Source organism: Acidovorax sp. 107 (assembly GCF_003058055.1).
Classification (GTDB): Bacteria; Pseudomonadota; Gammaproteobacteria; order Burkholderiales; family Burkholderiaceae_C; genus Acidovorax.
Window position 1 is genome coordinate 1344664 of the sequence record NZ_QBTZ01000001.1, and the last position, 20643, is coordinate 1365306.

The 20643-nt window shown below is 61.9% G+C and carries 20 protein-coding genes and 2 tRNA genes; 13 read left to right on the forward strand and 9 right to left on the reverse strand.

Translation table 11 applies throughout. The annotated features are described in order from the left end of the window. Positions 1–34 precede the first annotated feature (34 nt). Positions 35–355 (reverse strand): SWIB/MDM2 domain-containing protein, encoded by a 321-nt coding sequence (locus C8C99_RS06385; RefSeq protein ID WP_015014555.1) that lies wholly within the window; start codon positions 353–355, stop codon positions 35–37. Between the two features lie 443 nt (positions 356–798). Between C8C99_RS06385 and rraA the strand changes: the two genes are divergently transcribed. Beyond that, complete coding sequence (rraA, locus tag C8C99_RS06390) at positions 799–1320, forward strand: ribonuclease E activity regulator RraA (RefSeq protein ID WP_056645595.1); 522 nt, start codon at positions 799–801, stop codon at positions 1318–1320. 69 nt (positions 1321–1389) lie between these two features. Here the strand turns inward: rraA and C8C99_RS06395 are convergent, their stop codons facing one another. Further along, entirely contained in the window at positions 1390–2301 is a 912-nt protein-coding gene (locus tag C8C99_RS06395; RefSeq protein WP_233247317.1) for a DMT family transporter, read from the reverse strand. A gap of 93 nt (positions 2302–2394) precedes the next feature. On the opposite strand from C8C99_RS06395, the gene C8C99_RS06400 reads away from it, so the two are divergent. The 12 genes from C8C99_RS06400 to C8C99_RS06455 all read left to right on the forward strand — a co-directional run bounded on the left by C8C99_RS06400 (position 2395) and on the right by C8C99_RS06455 (position 13315). Beyond that, positions 2395–2817, forward strand: a complete 423-nt coding sequence (locus C8C99_RS06400; protein WP_056645984.1) for a gamma-glutamylcyclotransferase — start codon at positions 2395–2397, stop codon at positions 2815–2817. Between the two features lie 252 nt (positions 2818–3069). Continuing rightward, a complete protein-coding gene (gene aceA, locus C8C99_RS06405; RefSeq protein WP_056645589.1) occupies positions 3070–4401 on the forward strand; it encodes an isocitrate lyase in 1332 nt (443 codons plus the stop codon). A 317-nt stretch (positions 4402–4718) separates the two neighbouring features. After that, positions 4719–6638 (forward strand): threonine--tRNA ligase, encoded by a 1920-nt coding sequence (thrS, locus tag C8C99_RS06410; protein ID WP_056645545.1) that lies wholly within the window; start codon positions 4719–4721, stop codon positions 6636–6638. 81 nt (positions 6639–6719) lie between these two features. Next, complete coding sequence (gene infC / locus C8C99_RS06415) at positions 6720–7328, forward strand: translation initiation factor IF-3 (RefSeq protein ID WP_082576925.1); 609 nt, start codon at positions 6720–6722, stop codon at positions 7326–7328. 181 nt (positions 7329–7509) lie between these two features. Continuing rightward, positions 7510–7713: a 50S ribosomal protein L35 gene (gene rpmI, locus C8C99_RS06420; protein ID WP_056645539.1), complete on the forward strand. Its 204-nt coding sequence runs from the start codon at positions 7510–7512 to the stop codon at positions 7711–7713. A 25-nt stretch (positions 7714–7738) separates the two neighbouring features. Beyond that, the gene (gene rplT / locus C8C99_RS06425) at positions 7739–8098 is read left to right on the forward strand and encodes a 50S ribosomal protein L20 (protein WP_005795139.1); all 360 of its coding nucleotides are present in this window, start codon (positions 7739–7741) and stop codon (positions 8096–8098) included. A gap of 101 nt (positions 8099–8199) precedes the next feature. After that, complete coding sequence (gene pheS / locus C8C99_RS06430) at positions 8200–9252, forward strand: phenylalanine--tRNA ligase subunit alpha (RefSeq protein WP_056645537.1); 1053 nt, start codon at positions 8200–8202, stop codon at positions 9250–9252. 72 nt (positions 9253–9324) lie between these two features. Next, positions 9325–11772 carry a phenylalanine--tRNA ligase subunit beta gene (gene pheT, locus C8C99_RS06435; RefSeq protein ID WP_108625270.1) on the forward strand — a complete coding sequence of 816 codons (2448 nt, stop codon included), beginning with the start codon at positions 9325–9327 and terminating at the stop codon, positions 11770–11772. Positions 11773–11797: 25 nt separating this feature from the next. Beyond that, on the forward strand, positions 11798–12124 hold the full coding sequence (locus tag C8C99_RS06440; RefSeq protein WP_056063789.1) for an integration host factor subunit alpha: 327 nt from the start codon (positions 11798–11800) through the stop codon (positions 12122–12124). A gap of 97 nt (positions 12125–12221) precedes the next feature. Next, a complete protein-coding gene (locus tag C8C99_RS06445; RefSeq protein WP_108625271.1) occupies positions 12222–12659 on the forward strand; it encodes a MerR family transcriptional regulator in 438 nt (145 codons plus the stop codon). A gap of 30 nt (positions 12660–12689) precedes the next feature. Next, positions 12690–12766: transfer RNA gene (locus C8C99_RS06450), tRNA-Pro, on the forward strand. Positions 12767–13003: 237 nt separating this feature from the next. Further along, complete coding sequence (locus tag C8C99_RS06455) at positions 13004–13315, forward strand: single-stranded DNA-binding protein (protein WP_108625272.1); 312 nt, start codon at positions 13004–13006, stop codon at positions 13313–13315. A gap of 75 nt (positions 13316–13390) precedes the next feature. Here C8C99_RS06455 and C8C99_RS06460 read toward each other — a convergent pair whose 3' ends face one another. From C8C99_RS06460 to C8C99_RS06490, 7 genes are all read right to left on the reverse strand, one after another. Beyond that, on the reverse strand, positions 13391–13597 hold the full coding sequence (locus C8C99_RS06460; RefSeq protein WP_082576924.1) for a hypothetical protein: 207 nt from the start codon (positions 13595–13597) through the stop codon (positions 13391–13393). Positions 13598–13878: 281 nt separating this feature from the next. Next, positions 13879–13954: transfer RNA gene (locus C8C99_RS06465), tRNA-Thr, on the reverse strand. An 11-nt stretch (positions 13955–13965) separates the two neighbouring features. After that, positions 13966–14973, reverse strand: coding sequence for a class 1 fructose-bisphosphatase (locus tag C8C99_RS06470; protein WP_056063775.1), 1008 nt, complete (start codon positions 14971–14973; stop codon positions 13966–13968). A 23-nt stretch (positions 14974–14996) separates the two neighbouring features. Then, positions 14997–17753 (reverse strand): aminopeptidase N, encoded by a 2757-nt coding sequence (gene pepN / locus C8C99_RS06475; protein ID WP_108625273.1) that lies wholly within the window; start codon positions 17751–17753, stop codon positions 14997–14999. Beyond that, a complete protein-coding gene (locus tag C8C99_RS06480; protein ID WP_043565428.1) occupies positions 17737–18411 on the reverse strand; it encodes an HAD family phosphatase in 675 nt (224 codons plus the stop codon). The genes pepN and C8C99_RS06480 overlap by 17 nt, the downstream gene beginning before the upstream one ends. A 9-nt stretch (positions 18412–18420) precedes the next feature. Next, a protein-coding gene (prfB, locus tag C8C99_RS06485; RefSeq protein ID WP_099730502.1) for a peptide chain release factor 2 occupies positions 18421–19525 on the reverse strand; the annotation gives its coding sequence in 2 pieces (ribosomal slippage) (positions 18421–19443 and positions 19445–19525; 1104 coding nt in all). Between the two features lie 201 nt (positions 19526–19726). Next, positions 19727–20635, reverse strand: a complete 909-nt coding sequence (locus tag C8C99_RS06490; RefSeq protein WP_108625274.1) for an alpha/beta fold hydrolase — start codon at positions 20633–20635, stop codon at positions 19727–19729. Positions 20636–20643: the final 8 nt, after the last annotated feature.

The window sequence follows — 20643 nt, forward strand, 5'->3', positions numbered from 1 at the left end:
TAGGGGTGCGACGCGGGTCGCAAAGCGCCAGGGCTTACTTGACGTGCTTGCCGATCAGGCCAGCCAGTTCAAACATGGAGACCTGGGGCTTGCCGAACAGCTCCTTGAGCTTGGCATCGGCGTTGATGTTGCGCTTGTTGGTGGCGTCCTGCAGGTTGTTGGCCTTGATGTAGACCCACAGCTTGCTGATGATCTCCGTGCGCGGCAGAGGTGCCGAGCCCACCACAGCGGCCAGCGCGGGGCTGGGCGTGAGCGCCTTCATGAATGCGGCGTTGGGGGTCCGCTTCTTGGCGGGTGCAGCGGCCTTCTTGGCTGCTGGGGCTGTGGTTGCCGGAGCTTTTTTTGCAGTTGCCATGTTGGGTTGTCCTTGTTGGGAATGAATTTTTACCAGCGAAAACGACGCTTTCCCACTGGCAGGCTGATGCTAATGGGAAAAAAACGCGTTTCCAAGGGAGAAACGGCTTTTTTTGCCTCGATTTGTAGCGGTGGCGCCGCGCAGCGTGCAGCAATGGGCCGCCAAGGCGCGCCAGGCTTGACAAAGGCGCCGTCGATGGACGGGTTTCAGGTGCAATGCGTGGGAGAACGTTCGGGGGGCTGCGATAGCTTCGCGACGGGAGTGACCGTGGCTGCATGACAATCCTTCAAAACCGATTTGCCGCAGAACGAACGCGATGCGCCTGCTGTTGGGTGCACCCATGGGCCGGTCGTTAGGTGTCTGGCGTGCTTGTATGTGCACCTGCCACTGTGGCAGGCTGGACTATGGACCTGTCTGGTTGACTGAAATGAAAGGATCTTGGAATGGCTGCAGCTTCGCTTCCCTCCCTCTCGGCGTTTGCCACCTGCGACTTTTGTGACGTCCACAAGGGCGACATCAGCGGCGCGTTCCGCGTGCTGCCCCCGGTGTTCCAGCACTTCGGTGGCGTTGCCTCGTTCGCTGGCCCCGTCGCCACCGTCAAATGCCACGAGGACAACACCCAGGTGAAGGCGGCCGTCGAGTCTCCCGGCGAGGGTCGGGTGCTGGTGGTGGATGGCGGCGGTTCGCTGCGCCGGGCCCTGGTGGGCGGCAACCTCGCGGCGGCAGCGGCCCGCAATGGTTGGGCCGGTATTGTGGTGGACGGCTGCGTGCGCGACGTGGCCGAGCTGAACGCAGAAGCCGTGGGCATCCGCGCCCTGGCGCTGATGCCCTTGCCCACCGAGCGCCGTGGCGAGGGGCAGCGCGACGTGACTGTGTTGATTCAGGGCGTGCCTGTGCGCCCTGGCGACTGGCTGTATGCCGATGCCGATGGCATCGTGGTCAGTGCGCAGCCCCTGCACGGCTGAACCCGGCCTTCTCTCGCCCCATCGAGTCTCCATGGCGAGCCGCTGAGAGGTGGTTGGCGGGGCGGCAGGTCAGCCGGCGTTGCCACGCCGCCGCCCCACGCGCACTGCCGCGCGCGAGGGCAGGGTGGCCAGCAACACGCTGGCCAGGGCGATGGCAAAGGCAACCAGTTGCATGCCCGTCAATGCCTCGCCCAAAAACAGCACGCCCACCAGCGCTGCACTCACGGGCAGCATGACCGAGAAGACGCCGCCCTGCGCTGCGGGCACGGCCTTGAGTCCGGTCATCCACAACCACACGGTCCACATGCAGGCCGCTAGTGCATAGAACAGCAGCAGGAGCCAGGTGCCCCAGCCCACCGAGGCAAACGGAAAGTCCAGCGCCAGATACAGGCCGAACGGTGTCGTCAGCACAAAGCCCCACAGGTTGATGAGCGAGGTGATGCGCTTGGGCCCCAGGCTACCGGTGAGCTTCTTGCCGATCACCGTGTAGGCGGCCTCACAAATCACCGCCCCCAGCAGCAGAATTTGGCCCCACCAGGCCTGGTTTTCAGTGTTTTTGGCTCCCAGTGCCGGTTCCATATGCGCCGCGTGCTCTGGTTTTGATAGCGAAAACAGGGCGATGCCCACCACTGCGCAAAGCACTGCCATCCAGGTGCGGGGCGCCACCCGCTCCCCTAAAAATGCCCAGCCCATCAACGCCACAGCCGCGGGAATGGCCGCCATGGTGACGCCTGCTGAAACCGCATCGGTCAGGCTCACGCCATAGATCATGCAGATGGTGAACAGAAAGTTGCCCAGAAAGGACTCCAGGAACAGCAGCCGTCGGGTCTGCGGTGTCAGTGGCGGCTCGTTGTCGGGCTTCTTGAGCCAGTGCAGCATGGCGATGCCCCCGATGCCAAAGCGCATCCAGGCGAGCAAGAGAACGGGCAGCACGGCCGCCAGCGGTTTGGACAGCGCCACATAGCTGCCCACCAGCGACATGCTGAGGGCTAGGCACAGATAGGCGAAAGGGCGGCTGGGCGGGGGCGTATTCACTAGACTGGGACGCTGTTCAAACAAAAAAGACTGCGCATCATGCCCGAGCCTTCTTTGCCAGCGGCCGTCCCGCGCCATGTGTTTGTGTACGGCACCTTGCGCCGTGGTGGGTCGAACGACATCACGCGCTTGTTGCCTGCACCGCGCTGGGTGGGGTTTGCGCAAGTTGCAGGGATGCTGTTCCACCTGGGGGCTTACCCCGGCATGACCCTGGGTGGCGACCGGCCGGTGCATGGCGAGGTGTACGCCATCGAGCCTGCGCTGGAGGTGGTGCTGGATGTTATTGAAGGACTGGGCGGGGATCACCCGACCGATGAGTACTGCAAGCGCGAAATTGTGGTGACGGTGGAGGGCCAAGCGCTGTCTTGTCTGGTGTACGAGATCCATCCCCGATATGCGCAGGGCGCACGCCGGATCGAGCACGGTGACTGGCTCAGGGCAGTTGGCGCTACACCCGCCTGAATTCTCACAATACGAAAGTTAAATTTCTTTATGTGGAATGCGATAGATGTTGCATTGCCGCAATTTTTCTCGATATGAGAAATCAATTTCTGTATTGAGAAATCGCGTGCTTAAGTGGTTGTTTTGAAAGAAGAAAATTTATCTCTTCTATAAGACATAAGAGCTTGCGCAAGTCTTATAGAAGACTTAAAGTTGTCGTCAAGGGCGGCACACAGCAGCCCGGCGTTTTCAACCAACCCCTGGAGTGATCTCATGCCCCAATCTCTCAACGAACAACTGAGCCGCGAACAGCAAATTGCCGCCCTGGAAAAAGACTGGGCACAGAACCCCCGCTGGAAGGGTGTGAAGCGCGGCTACTCCGCTGCCGACGTGGTGCGCCTGCGCGGCTCGTTGCCCATCGAGCACACCCTGGCCAAACGCGGCGCTGAAAAGCTGTGGGACAAGATCAACGGCGGCGCCAAGAAGGGCTACGTCAACGCCTTCGGCGCCATCTCTGCCGGTCAGGCCATGCAGCAAGCCAAGGCTGGCCTCGAAGCCGTGTACCTGTCGGGCTGGCAAGTCGCCGCCGACGGCAACACCAGCGAAACCATGTACCCCGACCAGTCGCTGTACGCCTACGACTCGGTGCCCACCATGGTCCGCCGCATCAACAACACCTTCAAGCGCGCTGACGAAATCCAGTGGGGTCGTGGCATCAACCCCGGCGACAAGGAATTCATCGACTACTTTCTGCCTATCGTGGCTGACGCAGAAGCTGGTTTCGGCGGCGTGCTGAACGCGTTCGAGCTGATGAAGAACATGATCGCTTCGGGCGCTGCCGGTGTTCACTTCGAAGACCAACTGGCTGCCGTGAAGAAGTGCGGTCACATGGGTGGCAAGGTGCTGGTGCCTACGCAAGAAGCCTGCGAAAAACTGATCTCCGCACGTTTCGCTGCCGACGTGATGGGCGTGTCCACCATCGTGCTGGCCCGCACCGATGCCGAAGCCGCCAACCTGATCACGTCCGACCACGACGCCAACGACAAGCCTTTCCTGACCGGCGAGCGCACGCAAGAAGGCTTCTACCGCGTGAAGAACGGCCTGGAGCAAGCCATCAGCCGTGGCGTGGCCTACGCTCCTTACGCCGATCTGGTGTGGTGCGAAACCGGCGTGCCAGACATCGGATTTGCTCGTGAATTCGCTCAGGCCGTGCACGCTGCGTGCCCCGGCAAGCTGCTGTCCTACAACTGCTCGCCATCGTTTAACTGGAAGAAGAACCTGAACGACAAGCAGATCGCATCGTTCCAGGAAGACCTGTCCGCTCTGGGCTACAAGTACCAGTTCATCACGCTGGCCGGCATCCACATCAACTGGTTCAACACCTTCCAGTTCGCCCATGCATACGCCCAAGGCGAAGGCATGAAGCACTACACCGAGATGGTGCAAGAGCCAGAATTCGCAGCACGCGAAAAGGGCTACACCTTCGTGTCGCACCAACAAGAAGTGGGCGCAGGCTACTTCGACGACGTGACCACGGTGATCCAGGGCGGTTCGTCCTCCGTGAAGGCCCTGACGGGTTCGACCGAAGAAGAGCAGTTCCACTGATCTGCGGGGCTCGGCGCCGCTTTGTTGTGGCGCCAAATGCACTCGACGAAAGCCCGAAGCATCTGCTTCGGGCTTTTTTTCTGGGTGCTGGGGTTAAAATCCATAGAAATTCACTGCACAAGAGCGAGAAAGGCAATCTGGTTATGACACCGCGAACTACATCGGAGATGTTGGCCGGCCTCTGAGGCTGGCTGTTCGCGCCTGCACGAGATTGCACACACCTCCAAAAAGCGCGGACCTGTTCCGCGCTTTTTTGTTTCCGGGGCCTGGCGCGTGCCCGTATCCAATGCACTGATTGCAAAGAAAGAGTTACTCCCATGATTCACATCACGCTTCCCGACGGTTCGCAACGCGAGTTTCCAGGCCCTGTCACGGTGGCCGAAGTAGCCGCCTCCATTGGCTCTGGTCTGGCCAAAGCTGCCTTGGCGGGCAAGATCAGTGACAAGGTGGTGGACACCAGCTACCAGATCACGGCCGACAGTCCGCTGTCCATCGTGACGGCCAAGGATGCAGATGGCCTGGACGTGATCCGGCACTCCACTGCCCACTTGCTGGCGTACGCGGTCAAGGAGCTGTTTCCTGACGCGCAGGTCACCATCGGTCCGGTGATCGAAAACGGCTTCTATTACGACTTTGCCTACAAGCGCCCCTTCACGCCTGAGGACCTGGTGGCCATCGAAAAGCGCATGGCCGAATTGGCGGCCAAGGATGAGCCTGTGGTGCGCCGTGTGTTGCCGCGTGATGAGGCGGTGGCGTACTTCAAGGGTCTGGGTGAGCACTACAAGGCAGAAATCATTGCGAGCATTCCCAGCAATGAAGACGTGAGCCTGTACCGCGAAGGCAATTTCGAAGACCTGTGCCGCGGCCCCCACGTGCCCAGCACGGGCAAGCTCAAGTTCTTCAAGCTGATGAAGGTGGCGGGCGCCTATTGGCGTGGCGACCACCGCAATGAGATGCTGCAGCGGGTGTACGGCACGGCCTGGGCGACCAAGGACGAGTTGCAGCAGTACCTCACGATGCTGGAGGAGGCAGAGAAGCGCGATCACCGCAAGCTGGGTCGCGAGCTGGATCTGTTCCATATCGACGAGCATTCGCCTGGCACGGTCTTCTGGCACCCTAAGGGCTGGACGGTGTGGCAGGAAGTGGAGCAGTACATGCGCCGTGTGTACCGCGACAACGGCTACCAAGAGGTCAAGGGGCCGCAAATCCTGGATCAGGGCCTGTGGGAGAAAACCGGCCACTGGGACAAATACCGCGAGAACATGTTTGTCACGGAATCGGAGAAGCGTGACTACGCGCTCAAGCCGATGAACTGCCCCGGGCACATCATCATCTTCAAGCAAGGCATCAAGAGCTATCGCGACCTGCCGCTGCGTTTTGGCGAATTCGGCCAGTGCCATCGCAATGAGCCCACCGGGGGGCTGCACGGCATCATGCGCGTGCGCGCGTTCACGCAGGACGATGGCCATATTTTCTGTACCGAAGACCAGATTCAGTCGGAAGTGGTGGCCTTCACCACGTTACTGCAGAAGGTCTACAAAGACTTTGGATTCACACACATCATCTACAAGCTGTCCACCCGGCCAGAGAAGCGTATTGGCAGTGAGGAAAGCTGGGACCGCGCCGAAAACGCCTTGGCTGAGGGCCTGCGGGCGTCCGGTTGCGAGTTTGAATACCTGCCTGGCGAAGGCGCGTTCTACGGCCCCAAGATCGAGTACACGCTCAAGGACGCGCTGGGTCGCCCATGGCAATGCGGAACGATCCAGGTCGACCCCAACATGCCAGAGCGCCTGGATGCAGAGTTTGTGGGCGAAGATGGCGACCGCCATCGACCCATCATGCTGCACCGTGCCATCGTGGGTAGCCTTGAGCGCTTCATCGGAATTCTGATCGAGCAGCATGCGGGCGCCTTGCCCACCTGGCTTGCTCCCGTACAGGTTTCTGTGCTCAACATCACGGATGCGCAGTCCGATTACTGTCGTGAAATCGCAGCAAAACTGCAAAAAGCGCTGCCCAATCAAGGCCTTAGGGTGGCCCTGGATCTGCGTAACGAGAAGATTACGTATAAAATACGGGAGCATTCGATGCAAAAGCTGCCCTACATCCTCGTCGCAGGCGATAAGGAAAAGGCGGCGGGAGCCGTTGCAGTACGAGCCCGAGGCAATCGTGACCTCGGCGTGATGTCGGTGGATGCGTTCATTGAATTGATCGCTAACGACATCGCTACCAAAGCCTGATTTTGAACACAAAAACTGCTTTGCCGCTCGCGGTCTGTGCGGATGTAGCTACTTTATTTGTAGCAATTTGATTCAAGGAAGATAGCCATCGCTACTGAATTTCGTGATCGTCGCCACCGGGAAGAGCGCAAGCACCGCCTGAACCGTGAAATCATGGCCCCGGAAGTCCGCCTGTCCGGGCCTGACAACGAGCCTCTGGGTGTTGTCAGCCTCATGGAGGCCTTGCGCATGGCTGGTGAGTTGGACGTGGATCTGGTGGAAATCGCCGCCACGGCAAACCCTCCGGTATGCCGTCTCATGGACTACGGCAAGTTCAAGTACCAAGAGCAAAAGCGTGCGGCAGAAGCCAAAGCCAAGCAGACGGTCATTGAGATCAAGGAAGTCAAGTTCCGTCCCGGTACGGACGATGGCGACTACAACATCAAGATGCGCAATATCCGCCGCTTTCTGGCGGATGGCGACAAGTGCAAGATCACGCTGCGGTTCCGCGGTCGCGAAATCACGCACCAGGAACTCGGCTTGGCTTTGCTGAACCGGATTCGCGACGAGTTGGCAGACAGCATCATCATCGAACAGTTTCCAAAGCTGGAAGGCCGCCAGATGATCATGATGATTGCGCCTGGCAAGAAGAAGCCGGCGGCCAAGCCCGCGGCTGAAGGCGCTGCGCCGGCAGCGGGCGCGGCGGCCTGATCTGTCAGGTAGTTGCAGAGTTTGAGCACTGCGCCCGCGAGGGGGGAGTGCTCGAAAAGGTAGTGCTTTCGAGCATTGCCGAGAGAAGGGCGCGAGCCCTTCGATAAAAGTGGCTCGGGGCCAACAAGTTTGCAGATCGGTTTGCAAACGCCTCACGAGCACAACGAAAAGGAGCATTCACATGCCCAAAATGAAGACCAAGAGCAGCGCGAAAAAACGTTTCCGCGTTCGTCCCGGTGGCACCGTCAAGCGCGGTCAAGCCTTCAAGCGTCACATCTTGACCAAGAAGACCACCAAGAACAAGCGCCACCTGCGTGGTGCAGTTGCTGTGCATGAGACCAACATGGGCTCGATCGCACAAATGCTGCCCGGTGCTGGCCTGTAATTAACGACGAACAAGGAGTACATACATGCCTCGCGTCAAACGTGGTGTAACGGCCCGTGCCCGTCACAAGAAAGTTCTCGCCCTTGCCAAGGGTTTCCGTGGTCGCCGCGGTAACGTCTTCCGTATCGCCAAACAGGCGGTAATGAAGGCTGGGCAATATGCCTACCGTGACCGCCGCACCAAGAAGCGCGTGTTCCGCCAGTTGTGGATCGCCCGTATCAACGCCGCTGCCCGTGAACTGGGCCTGACCTACAGCCAGTTCGCCAACGGCCTGAAGAAGGCATCCATCGAGATCGACCGCAAGATGCTGGCCGACCTCGCAGTGCACGACAAGGCTGCCTTTGGCAGCATCGTGGAGCAAGTCAAGGCCAAGCTGGCTGCTTGAGTTCACGATGAGCGGCTATCGTTCTGATAGCTGCTTGCGCAATAACAGCAAGGGCTAGGGCTTGAAAAGGCACTAGCCCTTGTTCATTTTCAAGAGTCGATATGAACGAGTTGGATTCCCTGGTCGAGAGCGCGACGCAACTGTTTGCCCAAAGCGCAACCCCCGCTGACCTCGAAAACGCCAAGGCGCAGTTTCTGGGCAAGTCGGGTCGCGTGACCGAGCTGATGAAGGGCATGGCGCAGCTGTCCGTCGAGGAAAAGAAATCCCGCGGTGCAGCCATCAATGTGGCCAAGCAGGCCATTGAGGCCGCGCTGACTGCGCGCCGCCAGGCGCTGGCCGATGCCGAACTTCAATTGCAGCTCAAGGCCGAAGCACTGGACGTGAGCCTGCCAGGCCGCCAGCGCGGGCAGGGTGGCTTGCACCCGGTGTCGCTCACGCTTGAACGCATCCAGGGCATCTTCGGTTCCATGGGCTTTGACGTCGCCGAAGGTCCGGAGATCGAAACCGACTGGTTCAATTTCACCGCATTGAATACGCCGGAAGACCACCCCGCGCGCTCCATGCATGACACGTTTTACGTGGAGGGCGGCACTGCCACCGCCCCCAACCTGCTGCGCACCCACACCAGCCCCATGCAAATCCGCCATGCGGTGCAGCACGTGAAGAAGCACCGCGCCGCACTGGATGCCGGTCAGTCGATGCCCGAGATCCGCGTGATCGCCCCCGGCCGCACCTACCGTGTGGACAGCGACGCCACGCACTCGCCCATGTTCCACCAGTGCGAAGGCCTGTGGATCGGTGAGAACGTGAGCTTCAAGGATCTGAAGGTCATCTTCACGGATTTCTGCCGCACTTTCTTTGAAAGCGACGATCTCGTGTTGCGCTTCCGTCCCAGCTTTTTCCCGTTCACGGAGCCCAGCGCCGAGATCGACATCCAATTCCAGACGGGCCCGCTGGCTGGTCGTTGGCTGGAGGTGGCCGGCTCAGGCCAGGTGCACCCCAACGTGGTGCGCAACATGGGCCTCGACCCCGAGAAGTACATCGGCTTTGCGTTCGGCATGGGGCCAGACCGCCTGACCATGCTGCGTTATGGCGTCAACGACCTGCGCCTGTTCTTTGATGGCGACATCCGTTTCCTGTCGCAGTTCCAGTAAAGCCCACCGATTTCGCGCCGCGCGCGTGCCTGGTGGCCGCGCTCCGCCCCTTTCGAACAAGAGTGTCCGACTATGCAATTTCCTGAATCCTGGTTGCGTGAGTTTTGCAACCCCCCTTTGACGACGGCCGAGCTGGCTGAAACGCTGACCATGGCAGGCCTTGAGGTGGAAGAGCTGCGCCCTGTGGCCCCGCCGTTCACCAAGATCGTGGTGGGTGAGATCAAGGAGGCGGTGCAGCACCCCGACGCCGACCGCCTGCGCGTGTGCCAAGTGGACGTGGGACAGGGCGCCTTGCTCAACATCGTGTGCGGTGCGCCCAATGCACGCGTAGGCATCAAGGTGCCTTGCGCGTTGGTGGGCGCCGAACTGCCTCCGGGTGACGATGGCAAGCCGTTTCTCATCAAGGTGGGCAAGCTGCGCGGGGTGGAGAGCCAGGGCATGTTGTGCTCGGCCCGTGAGCTCAAGCTGTCGGAAGACCATGGTGGGCTGCTGGAGCTCGACGCTGCCGCGCCCGTGGGCCAAGACATCCGCACCCACCTGAACCTCGACGACACGCTGTTCACGCTCAAGCTCACGCCCAATCTGGCGCATTGCCTGAGCGTCTATGGCATCGCGCGTGAAGTGTCCGCGCTGACCGGCGTGCCGCTGCAGCAGCCATCGTTTCCTGTAGTGGCCGCAAAGCTGTCCGACAAGCTGTCGGTCAGGGTGAGCGCGCCCGACCTGTGCGGGCGTTTCTCCGGCCGCATCGTGCGCCACGTGAATACGCGGGCCGCCACGCCCCAGTGGATGCTGGACCGCCTGGCCCGTTGCGGCCAGCGTGGCGTGTCGCCGCTGGTGGACATCTCCAATTACGTGATGTTCGAACTGGGCCGCCCTTCGCACATTTTCGATCTGGACAAGATCCGTGGCGGACTGGATGTGCGCTGGGGCAAGTCGGGAGAGCAGCTCAAGCTGCTCAATGGCAACACCATTACGGTGGACGACAAGGTGGGTGTGATCGCGGATGACAGCCAGGTCGAATCACTGGCGGGCATCATGGGCGGTGACGCGACGGCGGTGTCTGACGATACCCAGCATATCTACATCGAGGCCGCCTTCTGGTGGCCCAAGGCAGTGGCGGGCCGCTCGCGTCGGTTCAACTTTTCGACGGATGCCGGTCACCGCTTTGAGCGTGGCGTGGACCCGAGCCTCACGGTGGAGCACATCGAGCGCATCACCCAGCTTGTCATCGACATCTGCGGTACGCCAGACACAGCTTGCGGTCCCATGGATGATCAGGCAGTGAACCTGCCTGCATCGCAGTCCGTCACGCTGCGCGTGGCGCGCGCTGCCAAGGTCATCGGTATGCCGCTGACGCAGGTGCAGTGCGCAGACGCCTTGCAGCGCCTGGGTCTGCCGGTGGTGCAGGGCGATGGCATGCTCACGGTCACGCCGCCCTCGTTCCGTTTTGACATCACCATTGAGGAGGACCTGATTGAAGAGGTCGCCCGCATGATCGGCTACAACAACCTGCCGACTACGCCGCCTTTGGCCCCCATCACGCCCAAGCTGGCGCTGGAGGCTACACGCAGCCCGTTTGCGGTACGCCGTTCGCTGGCAGCGCTGGGCTACCAGGAAACGATCAACTTCAGCTTTGTGGAAGAGCGGTGGGAGCATGGGCTGGCCGCCAATCCGCAGCCCATCAAGCTGCTGAACCCGATTGCCAGCCAGATGAGCGTAATGCGCTCGACCTTGTTGGGTTCTCTGCTACAAGTTTTGAAGTTTAACCTCGACCGCAAGGCCGAGCGGGTGCGTATTTTTGAACTGGGCCGCGTGTTCCTGCGCGATGGCCGTGTGCGCAATACCGACACCACGGTGGACGGCTTTCACCAGCCCATGCGCGTGTCCGGCCTGGCCTACGGTCCGAACGACATGCTCCAGTGGGGGCGCAAGGACCAAGTCATCGATTTCTTCGATGTGAAAGGCGACGTGGAAGCACTGCTGGCACCTTTGCGGGCGACGTTCGAGCCCGGCAGCCATTCCGCCATGCATCCCGGCCGCTGTGCACGCGTGCTGATCGACGGGCGCGCCATTGGTTTCGTGGGCGAGTTGCACCCGCAGTGGCGCCAGTCGTGGGATTTGCCGCTCGCCCCAGTGATGTTCGAGCTGGAGCTTGACGCGGTGCTGCAGCGTGTGGTGCCCCAGTTCAAGCCTGTGACCAAACACCAAGCTGTCGAGCGCGACCTGGCTGTGGTGGTGGCCGAGCGTGTGACGCATGCGGACATCGTGGGTGCGGTCGAGCAGGCGGTTCCAGGCGGCATGCTGCGCTCTGCGGTCCTGTTTGACGTATACCGGCCAAAGGCGCTGCGTGCGGGTGAAGAGGCTCCCGCAGGGGGCTTGGCACCCGGCGAGAAGAGTCTGGCCGTGCGCCTGACTCTGGGGCGCGACGAGGCCACGCTCACCGAGGCTGAAATCGACGCGGCAATGCAATCCGTGATCACGCAGCTGACGCAGCGCACGGGCGCCCGTCTGCGGGTTTGATGATGTCCACAGGGAGCGACCGACCATGATCGAATTCGCAGTCGAAAGCCTGGAAACACCGGCACTGACCAAGGCGCAATTGGCGGATCTGTTGTTCGATCAGATCGGCCTGAACAAGCGCGAGTCCAAGGACATGATCGACGCCTTCTTCGACCTGATTGCCCAGAGCCTGGTTGAAGGCAAGGATGTGAAGCTGTCGGGGTTTGGCAACTTTCAGATCCGCACTAAAGCACCTCGCCCCGGGCGCAATCCGCGTACCGGAGAGGCCATTCCCATCAAGGCGCGCCGCGTCGTGACTTTTCATGCCAGCAGCAAGCTCAAGGAGCAGATTCAGACGGCAGCCGTTGCGTGAATTTGCACCGTTTCTGTTGCCAAGATGTTCCTGGTGGCTGGCGGTGCAGGCTGGTCTGCAGTACCCTTGAAAGCTTTCCCGTTTGAATTCGCATCTCATGGGCACCACCCTCCCTTCCATCCCCGCCAAACGATACTTCACGATTGGTGAGGTTGCGGAGCTGTGCGGCGTCAAGCCGCACGTGTTGCGTTACTGGGAGCAGGAGTTCACGCAGCTGCGACCGATGAAGCGGCGTGGCAACCGGCGCTATTACCAGCACCATGAGGTGCTGATGATTCGCCGTATCCGTGACCTGCTGTACGACCAAGGCTTCACCATCAGCGGGGCGCGCAATCGTCTGCAAGAACTCACGCATCCTTCGCGGGAGGGGGCAACGGGCTCTGATGAATCGGCGATGGCTCAGGACGCTGAGCTACCCAGCATGCTGGTGGATAACGCGCGTGACCTTTCTATCGTCGCAACGGGCTTTTCCCTGGACTCCAATGCAGTGCGCCAAGAATTATTTGAAATTCGTGCACTACTTTCTCTGAACTGAGCTTTTTTCTGCATATAATCTAAGTCTTGTCGGCGTGTAGCGCAGCCTGGTAGCGCACTTGCATGGGGTGCAAGGGGTCGCGAGTTCGAATCCCGCCACGCCGACCATTGATAGCAAAAGCCCAGAGCCGAAAGGTTCTGGGCTTTTTTGCTTTTCCCTCCGCGCTGATTCTGCTGACCTCGGTATCGCTGGTTGGTGGCGGCGCCTGCTGCGCCATGGTCAGCTGCGTTTCCGCGCCGGCAACGCAGCGGTGTCAGGCGCCTTGGCAGGTGCGTCAGCTGGGCGCTGATGGCTGGCCCGCCGCGGGGGAGGCGACAACAGCCCGCTATGGGCACGGAGACCTCATGATTGATGGATTGGTGGCTGGACGGCTATACGGTGAAGCGGAGCGCCGTACAGACAAAGCGGGCAAGGTCTACACCTTGGTAAAGGTGCGAGCCAGCACGGCAGAGGGCGAAGTGCTTTTCATCAACGTCATTGCCTTTGACGAGGACCTTTGCGCATCCCTTCACCAACTGCGCGATGGTGATTCGGTGGCGTTGTCTGGCGGTCTCAACCCCCGTGTCTGGACTGACAAGCAAGGCAACGTCAGACCGGCGCTCGATATGGTGGCGCACCGCCTGATTGGCTTGCCAGCCTGCGGCCGGGAGGATTAGGCTCGAACCTTGCCCCGCCCACATTGTCCCCCCCGTGCGCGGTGCAGAGGGCCTGCGTGCGGGGCGAGCGCAGGCTTAGCCGGTCTTTCGAGTGTTGTCTTTTGTAGGGGTTGTAAAACCCAGTGCCTTGAGCTCGTCCTCGCTCATGTGTAGTTCCGTCAATTCGGGCTGGCGTGCCTCGATGGCCCGTCGCCGCTCGAAATTGGTGGGGGGGCCTTTTTCTTCCTGGCGGCGATCCTTGCCGGTACGGCGGTCCGGGCTGCCTCTGCGTTCGACGCTCATGATGGTGGGTGGTGGTGGAAGGGTTGAGGGGACTTTGGTGAGCTACCTGTCGGCGGTGGATGGAGCGTCCTGCAGCGGCAGGCAGAGGTAAATAGTCTGCCTCAGTTGCAGATGTTTGCAAACACGTAAGCTGCCATTCGCGCGCCCCTGGATGCGCGAGAGGTTGCCGCCGGTGGATGGAGTGGTGCCCTATTGGTTGCTGCCCGACTACTGCAGACAGGCTTTAGCCTCGTGAAGGCCAACAAAAAAGCCCTGACTCTTGCGAATCAGGGCTTTTCATTTGGTGCCGGAGAGATGAATCGAACACCCGACCTTCTCATTACGAATGAGCTGCTCTACCGACTGAGCTACACCGGCTTAGCCTCGAATTATAGCGTGGAATGGTAGCTGGTCACGCGCTCAACTTCATTTTTTGAGCCAAGGATCACGCTCACGCGTTCGTGCAACTGGGTGGGCTGGATGTCGAGGATGCGTTGCTTGCCGTTGGTGGCAGCACCACCCGCCTGCTCGACCAGCCAGCCCATGGGGTTGGCTTCGTACATCAGGCGCAGCTTGCCGGGCTTGTTGGGCTCGCGCTTGTCCCAGGGGTACATGAAGACGCCGCCACGGGTCAGGATGCGGTGCACGTCGGCCACCATGCTGGCAATCCAGCGCATGTTGAAGTCCTTGCCGCGCGGGCCTTCCTTGCCTTGCAGGCATTCGTCGATGTAGCGCTTCACGGGCTCGTCCCAGTGGCGCATGTTGCTCATGTTGATCGCGAATTCCTTGGTGTCCTCGGGGATGCGCACGTTCTCCTCGGTCAGCACGAAGGAGCCTTGTTCGCGGTCGAGCGTGAACATGGCCACGCCGTCGCCCACGGTGAGCACCAGCGTGGTCTGCGGGCCGTAGATGCAGTAGCCCGCGGCCACTTGCTGCGTGCCGGGCTGCAGGAAGTCGCCTTCCTCCACGCCCCGGTCGCCATCGGGCTTCTTCAGCACGCTGAAGATGGTGCCGATGCTCACGTTCACATCGATGTTGCTGGAGCCGTCGAGGGGGTCGAACAGCAGCAGGTATTCACCTTGCGGGTAGCGGTTGGGCACCAGGTAGATGCCATCCATTTCTTCGGATGCCATGGCCGCCAGGTGGCCGCCCCATTCGTTGGCCTCGATCAGCACCTCGTTGGCGATGATGTCGAGCTTTTTCTGGATCTCGCCCTGCACGTTTTCGCTGCTGGCCGTGCCCAGTACGCCGCCCAGCGCACCTTTGTTCACGGCGTGGCTGATGCTTTTGCAGGCGCGCGCCACCACTTCGAGCAGCAGGCGCAGCTGCGAGGGGATGAGGCCGTCCACCCGTTGCTGCTCAACGAGGTAGCGGGTCAGGCTGATGCTTTTTGCCATGTCAGTCTCTTCTCGGTCGTGGTTTATTCGGCGAGTGCGCGGGTCACCACCTCGCGCACATCGTTGGACAGGTCGGGCTTGGCAGCGACGCGTGCGATGGCCTCGCGGGCGGCGCTGCGCCACGGGTCTGCCAGCTTCTTCCAGCGGTCGAGCGCGCGCGCGAGGCGGGCGGCGACCTGCGGGTTGATGGCGTCCAGCTCGATCACGCGATCGCTCCAGAACACGTAGCCCGCAGCGTCCTGCCGGTGGAAGGCGCCGGGGTTGGCACTGCAGTAGCTGAAGATCACGCTGCGCGCACGGTTGGGGTTCTTCAGGCTGAAGTCCGGGTGCGACATGAGCTGGCGCACAGAGGGCAGCACGTTACCGCCCCGATCTGGCGCACCGGCCTGCAGCGCAAACCACTTGTCGATGACCAGCGGCTCGTCCTTGAATATCGCATGGAAGCGCGCCAGGGCAGGTGCCGCCAGTTCGCTGCCACTGGCCACCAGGGCCGTCAGGGCGTTGAAGCGGTCCGTCATGTTGCCTGCCACCTTGAAGCGCTGGTAGGCCTTGCCAGGCCACACCACATCGCCTGTCTTCTGCGCGGCAATGCACAGCATGTGCAGCGCCAGGCCGCTGAGCGCGCGGCGGCCGGAGGAGACGGGGTCGGGGCGGTAGCCGCCGGTGTCCTGGTTCTGTTCCCAGACGGTTTCCCAGTCGGCCTGCAGTGCTAGCGCCAACTCTTCGCGCATGGCTTCGCGTACCGCGTGGATGCGCTGAGGGTCCGCCACATCCAGCTGCTCGGCGATGTAGGTTTCGGAGGGCAGCGTGAGCACCAGCTCCTTGAACGCTGCATCCAGGGCTGGGTTGCGCAGCACGCTGCGCATGGCTTCCACAAACTCTGCAGACAGGATGGTTTGGTCAAATCGGCCGTTAGCGCCAGTTTTATATGCCTCATTAGCTATTGTATTAATAGCAATTCGCAGTGCTAGGCGCTGGCCTGCTTCCCAGCGGTTGAAGGCGTCGGCATCGTGCGCCAGCAGGGTGAGCAACTGCGCATCGGTGTAGTCGATGTCCAGCACCACGGGCGCGCTGAAGCCGCGCAGCAGCGAGGGCACGGGTTCGGCGTCCAGGTTGGTGAAGGTCAGGGTCTGCGACGCCTCGGTGAGCACCACCACGCGCGAGGTGGTGTGGGCTGCACCTTCTGCAGCGCCTTCGCCCGCAAGGTGCAAGGGCAGGGCGGCACCAGTGTTGGCGTCGATCAGGCCCAGCTCGACCGGGATGACGAAGGGCTGCTTCTCGCTCTGGCCAGGCGTAGGGGCGCAGCTTTGCGACAGCGTGAGTGCGTAGCAGCGCATGGCGGCGTCGTAGCGGCCTGTGGCGCGCACGCGGGGCGTGCCGGCCTGGCTGTACCAGCGTTTGAACTGCGCAAGGTGCTGCGTGAGCGGGCTGCCTGGGTTGGCATCGGCAATGGCTTGCACAAAGTCGTCGCAGGTCACAGCCTGGCCGTCATGGCGCTCGAAGTACAACTTCATGCCCTTGGCAAAGCCTTCGCGGCCCACCAGGTTGTGCTGCATGCGCACCACTTCCGCACCCTTTTCGTAGATGGTGACGGTGTAGAAGTTGTTGATCTCGACGTAGCTGTCGGGCCGTACGGGGTGGGCCATGGGGCCCGCGTCTTCCGGGAACTGGGCGGTGCGCAGCACGCGCACGTCCTCGATGCGCTTGACGGCGCGGGCGGACGGGCTGCCCGCCAGGTCCATGCTGAATTCCTGGTCGCGGAAGACGGTGAGGCCTTCCTTCAGGCTCAGCTGGAACCAGTCGCGGCAGGTCACGCGGTTGCCTGTCCAGTTGTGAAAGTACTCGTGGCCGACCACGCTTTCGATGTTGGCAAAGTCGGTGTCGGTGGCTGTGGATTCGCTGGCCAGAACGTACTTCGTGTTGAAGATGTTCAGGCCCTTGTTCTCCATGGCGCCCATGTTGAAGTCGCTGGTGGCGACGATCATGAAGCGCTCCAGGTCCAGCGGCAGGCCGAAGCGGGCTTCGTCCCAGGCCACGCTGTACATCAGCGAGTTCATGGCATGTTCGGTCTTGCCCAGGTCGCCCGGACGCACGTAAACCTGCAGCAGGTGGTCGGTGCCCGAGCGGCTCTTGATCTTCTGCTCGCGGGCCACCAGCTTGCCCGCCACCAGGGCGAACAGGTAGCAGGGCTTCTTGTGCGGGTCGACCCACTTGGCAAAGTGGCGGCCGTCTTCTAGGTCGCCGCTGTCCACCAGGTTGCCGTTGCTCAGCAGCACCGGGTACTGGGCCTTGTCGGCGCGCAGCGTGACGGTGTAGCTGGCCATCACATCAGGGCGGTCCAGGAAGTAGGTGATGCGGCGAAAGCCCTCGGCCTCGCACTGCGTGAAGAAGGTGCCCTGGCTCACGTACAGGCCCATGAGCTGCGTGTTCTTGGCGGGGCAGCAGGTGGTGAAGATCTCCAGCGCGAAAGGCTCGGAGCCTTCAGGCAGGTTCTCCAGCACCAGGCGGGTGCCTTCCATCTTGAACGAGGTGCCCTGGCCGTTGACCAGCACGCGCGCCAGGTTCAGGTCATCGCCGTCGAGCTTGAGCGGCTGCGCGGCCACGTCGGGGTTACGGCGCAGCGTCATGCGGTTGAGCACACGGGTCTTGGCCGGGTCCAGGTCGAAGGTCAGCTCCACGCTGTCGATCCAGTAGGCGGGGGCGGTGTAGTCCTCGCGGCGGATGGCGATGGCCGGGGCCGCGCCGTCTCCGCTTCCGTCGGCTTTATGCAGTTGCAACATGGATGCTCTCCAGAAAGTCGGTGTTCATGAGTTCGGTGTAGTCGCGCACGGCTGCCAGCACATGGGGCCCGGCCAGTTGCTCGGGCGTGTGGGTGCTGCAGATGGCCACGGCGCGCATGCCCGCGCGGCGCGCGGCCTCAATGCCAAAGGGTGCATCTTCAAAAACGATGCAGTGCGCTGGGTCGGCTGCAATGCGGCGCGCGGCTTCGAGAAAAATGGCAGGCTGGGGCTTGCCAGGCAGGCCCTCGTCGCCGCGCACGATGGCTTGTGGCGCGGGCTCCAGGCCGAGGTGGCCCAGGGCGAATTCCACGTTGCCGATGTCGCCCGCCGTGCCCACGGCCACCTTGAGGCCACGGGCACGCACCTGCGCCGCAAACTGGCGAAACCCGGCCACTTCGGAGAAGCGCGGGGCGAACAGCTCGCGGTAGATGGTTTCTTTTTCGTGCGTGAGCGCGTCGGCCTCGTCCTGCGACACGGGGCGGCCCAGCAGCTCCACGATGCACTCGGTGCCATTGCGGCCCGTGGTGCGCGCCATGAGGTCAGGCACGTCGATGTCCATGCCCCGGCGGCGTGCAAACTCGACCCACGCCTGGGCGTGCCAGGGCATGGAGTCGATCATGGTGCCGTCCATGTCGAAGATGATGGCGTCGGTGCGCATACGCATCGCTCAGACGCCTTGCTTCAACGAAGCTTCGATGAAGGCATCGAGGTCGCCGTCCAGCACCTTCTGCGTGGCCGAGATTTCGACGTTGGTGCGCAGGTCCTTGATGCGGCTGTTGTCCAGCACGTAGCTGCGGATCTGGTGGCCCCAGCCCACGTCGGTCTTGGTGTCTTCCAGCTTCTGCTGCTCTTCCATGCGCTTGCGCATCTCGAAGTCATACAGGCGGCTGCGCAGGCGCTGCCATGCCACGTCGCGGTTGCTGTGCTGGCTGCGGCCGTCCTGACACTGCACCACGATGCCGGTGGGGATGTGCGTCAGGCGCACGGCCGAGTCGGTCTTGTTGATGTGCTGGCCGCCCGCGCCCGATGCGCGGAAGGTGTCGGTTCGCACGTCGGCCGGGTTGATGTTGATCTCGATGGAGTCGTCGATCTCGGGATACACGAACAGCGACGCGAACGAGGTGTGACGGCCGCCCGAGCTGTCGAACGGGCTCTTGCGCACCAAGCGGTGCACACCGGTTTCGGTGCGCAGCAGGCCGAAGGCGTATTCACCCTCGATCTTGATCGTGGCGCTCTTGATGCCGGCCACGTCGCCCGGGGTTTCTTCTTCGACCGTGGCCTTGAAGCCCTTGCGTTCGGCGTACTTCAGGTACTGGCGCAGCAGCATGCTGGCCCAGTCGCAGGCCTCGGTACCACCAGCGCCTGCCTGAATGTCCACAAAGCAGTTGAGCGGGTCCGCCTCGTTGCGGAACATGCGGCGGAACTCCAGCTCTTCCACCGCCGCGCGCATGGTGGCGGCTTCCGACTCGATGGTCAAAAGGCCGGCTTCATCGCCTTCCTCTTTGCTCATCTCATACAGCTCGGCGTTGTCGGCCAGATCGCGGGTGAGCTTGTCGAGCGTGACCACCACGCTGGAGAGCGATTTTTGTTCCTTGCCCAGCTCCTGGGCCTTCTTCGGATCGTTCCAGACCGAAGGGTCTTCCAGCGAAGCGTTTACCGTGCGCAGGCGTTCAAATTTGGCATCGAAGTCAAAGATACCTCCGTAACTCTTGCGTGCGCAGAGCCAGGTCGCTGAGGGTAGTGCCGATGAGGTTGATGCGTTCTGCGTCCATGATTCTTGTCCTGGGTGTTCTGTGGAATAACCCGCGATTTTCTCATGGGATGGGTAAGAGCCCCACCAATGCCCTTTGTGCCGGGCGGTTGCCGGACTGGAGCATGAAGTCCGGTGGGTAGTCCGCCTGGAGGATATCAAAAATGATAGCTACTCAGGCAATATCCACTAGCGCCTGAAGGCGCCAGGGCTCTCAATTGCCTCAGGCAGCACCCAAAAACGATTCGATCAGCTGGGCCACCTGCTCCGGCTGGTCATGGTGCAGCATGTGCCCCGCGTCTTGCACGACGGCCGTGCTGCAGGTGCGCACATGGGTCAGGCGCTGGTGGTATTCGTCCAGGGTGTACCGGCCGTTCCACCACTGGCCCAGGCTGTCGCCACTGGCCTCGATGGCCAGCACGGGGGCGGTAATGCGCTCGTAGATGGCCAGCGCCTCGTCCGCGCGGTACAGCTGCGCGCTGGTGATCTTGTGGGCGGGGTCGCCCAGGATTTCCCACTGCCCCTGCGCGTTGGGCCGTGCCCAGTGCTGGGCCAGCCATTGGGCCTTGTCCTCGGACAGGCGGGGGTTGGTCTTCATCAGGCGGCGGGCCACGCCGTCGGCGCTGTCATAGGTCTTGAGTTCCTTGGTGCCCTGGTGCAACTGCTTGATTTCGTCGATCCATTGCGCGTAGCGCGTGGGCGCTTGCGCAGGGCGTGTGGCGGGCAGGCCAAAGCCTTCCAGGTTGACGAGCTTGCGCACGCGCTCGGGCCGCACGCCGCCGTACATCATGGCCACGTTGCCGCCCATGCTGTGGCCCACCAGGTCGATGGCCTCGCCGGGCGCGTAGTGGTCCAGCAGCAGGTCCAGGTCGGCCAGGTAGTCGGCAAACACATAGTGGTCCACCGGCGCACCGGTGGTGAGGCCAAAGCCGCGCCAGTCTGGCGCAATGATGCGGCGTGGTTGGCGCAGCGCGTCCACCGTGAACTGGTAGGAGGCACTCACGTCCATCCAGCCATGCAGCAGCACCAGCGTGGGCAGGTCGCTGTGCTCGGGGCCCCAGTGGCGGACGTGGTAATTGAGGTGCCGCAGCGCCAGTGTGCTGCTGCGCGAAGGGGTGAGAACTTGGTACATGCTGTGCC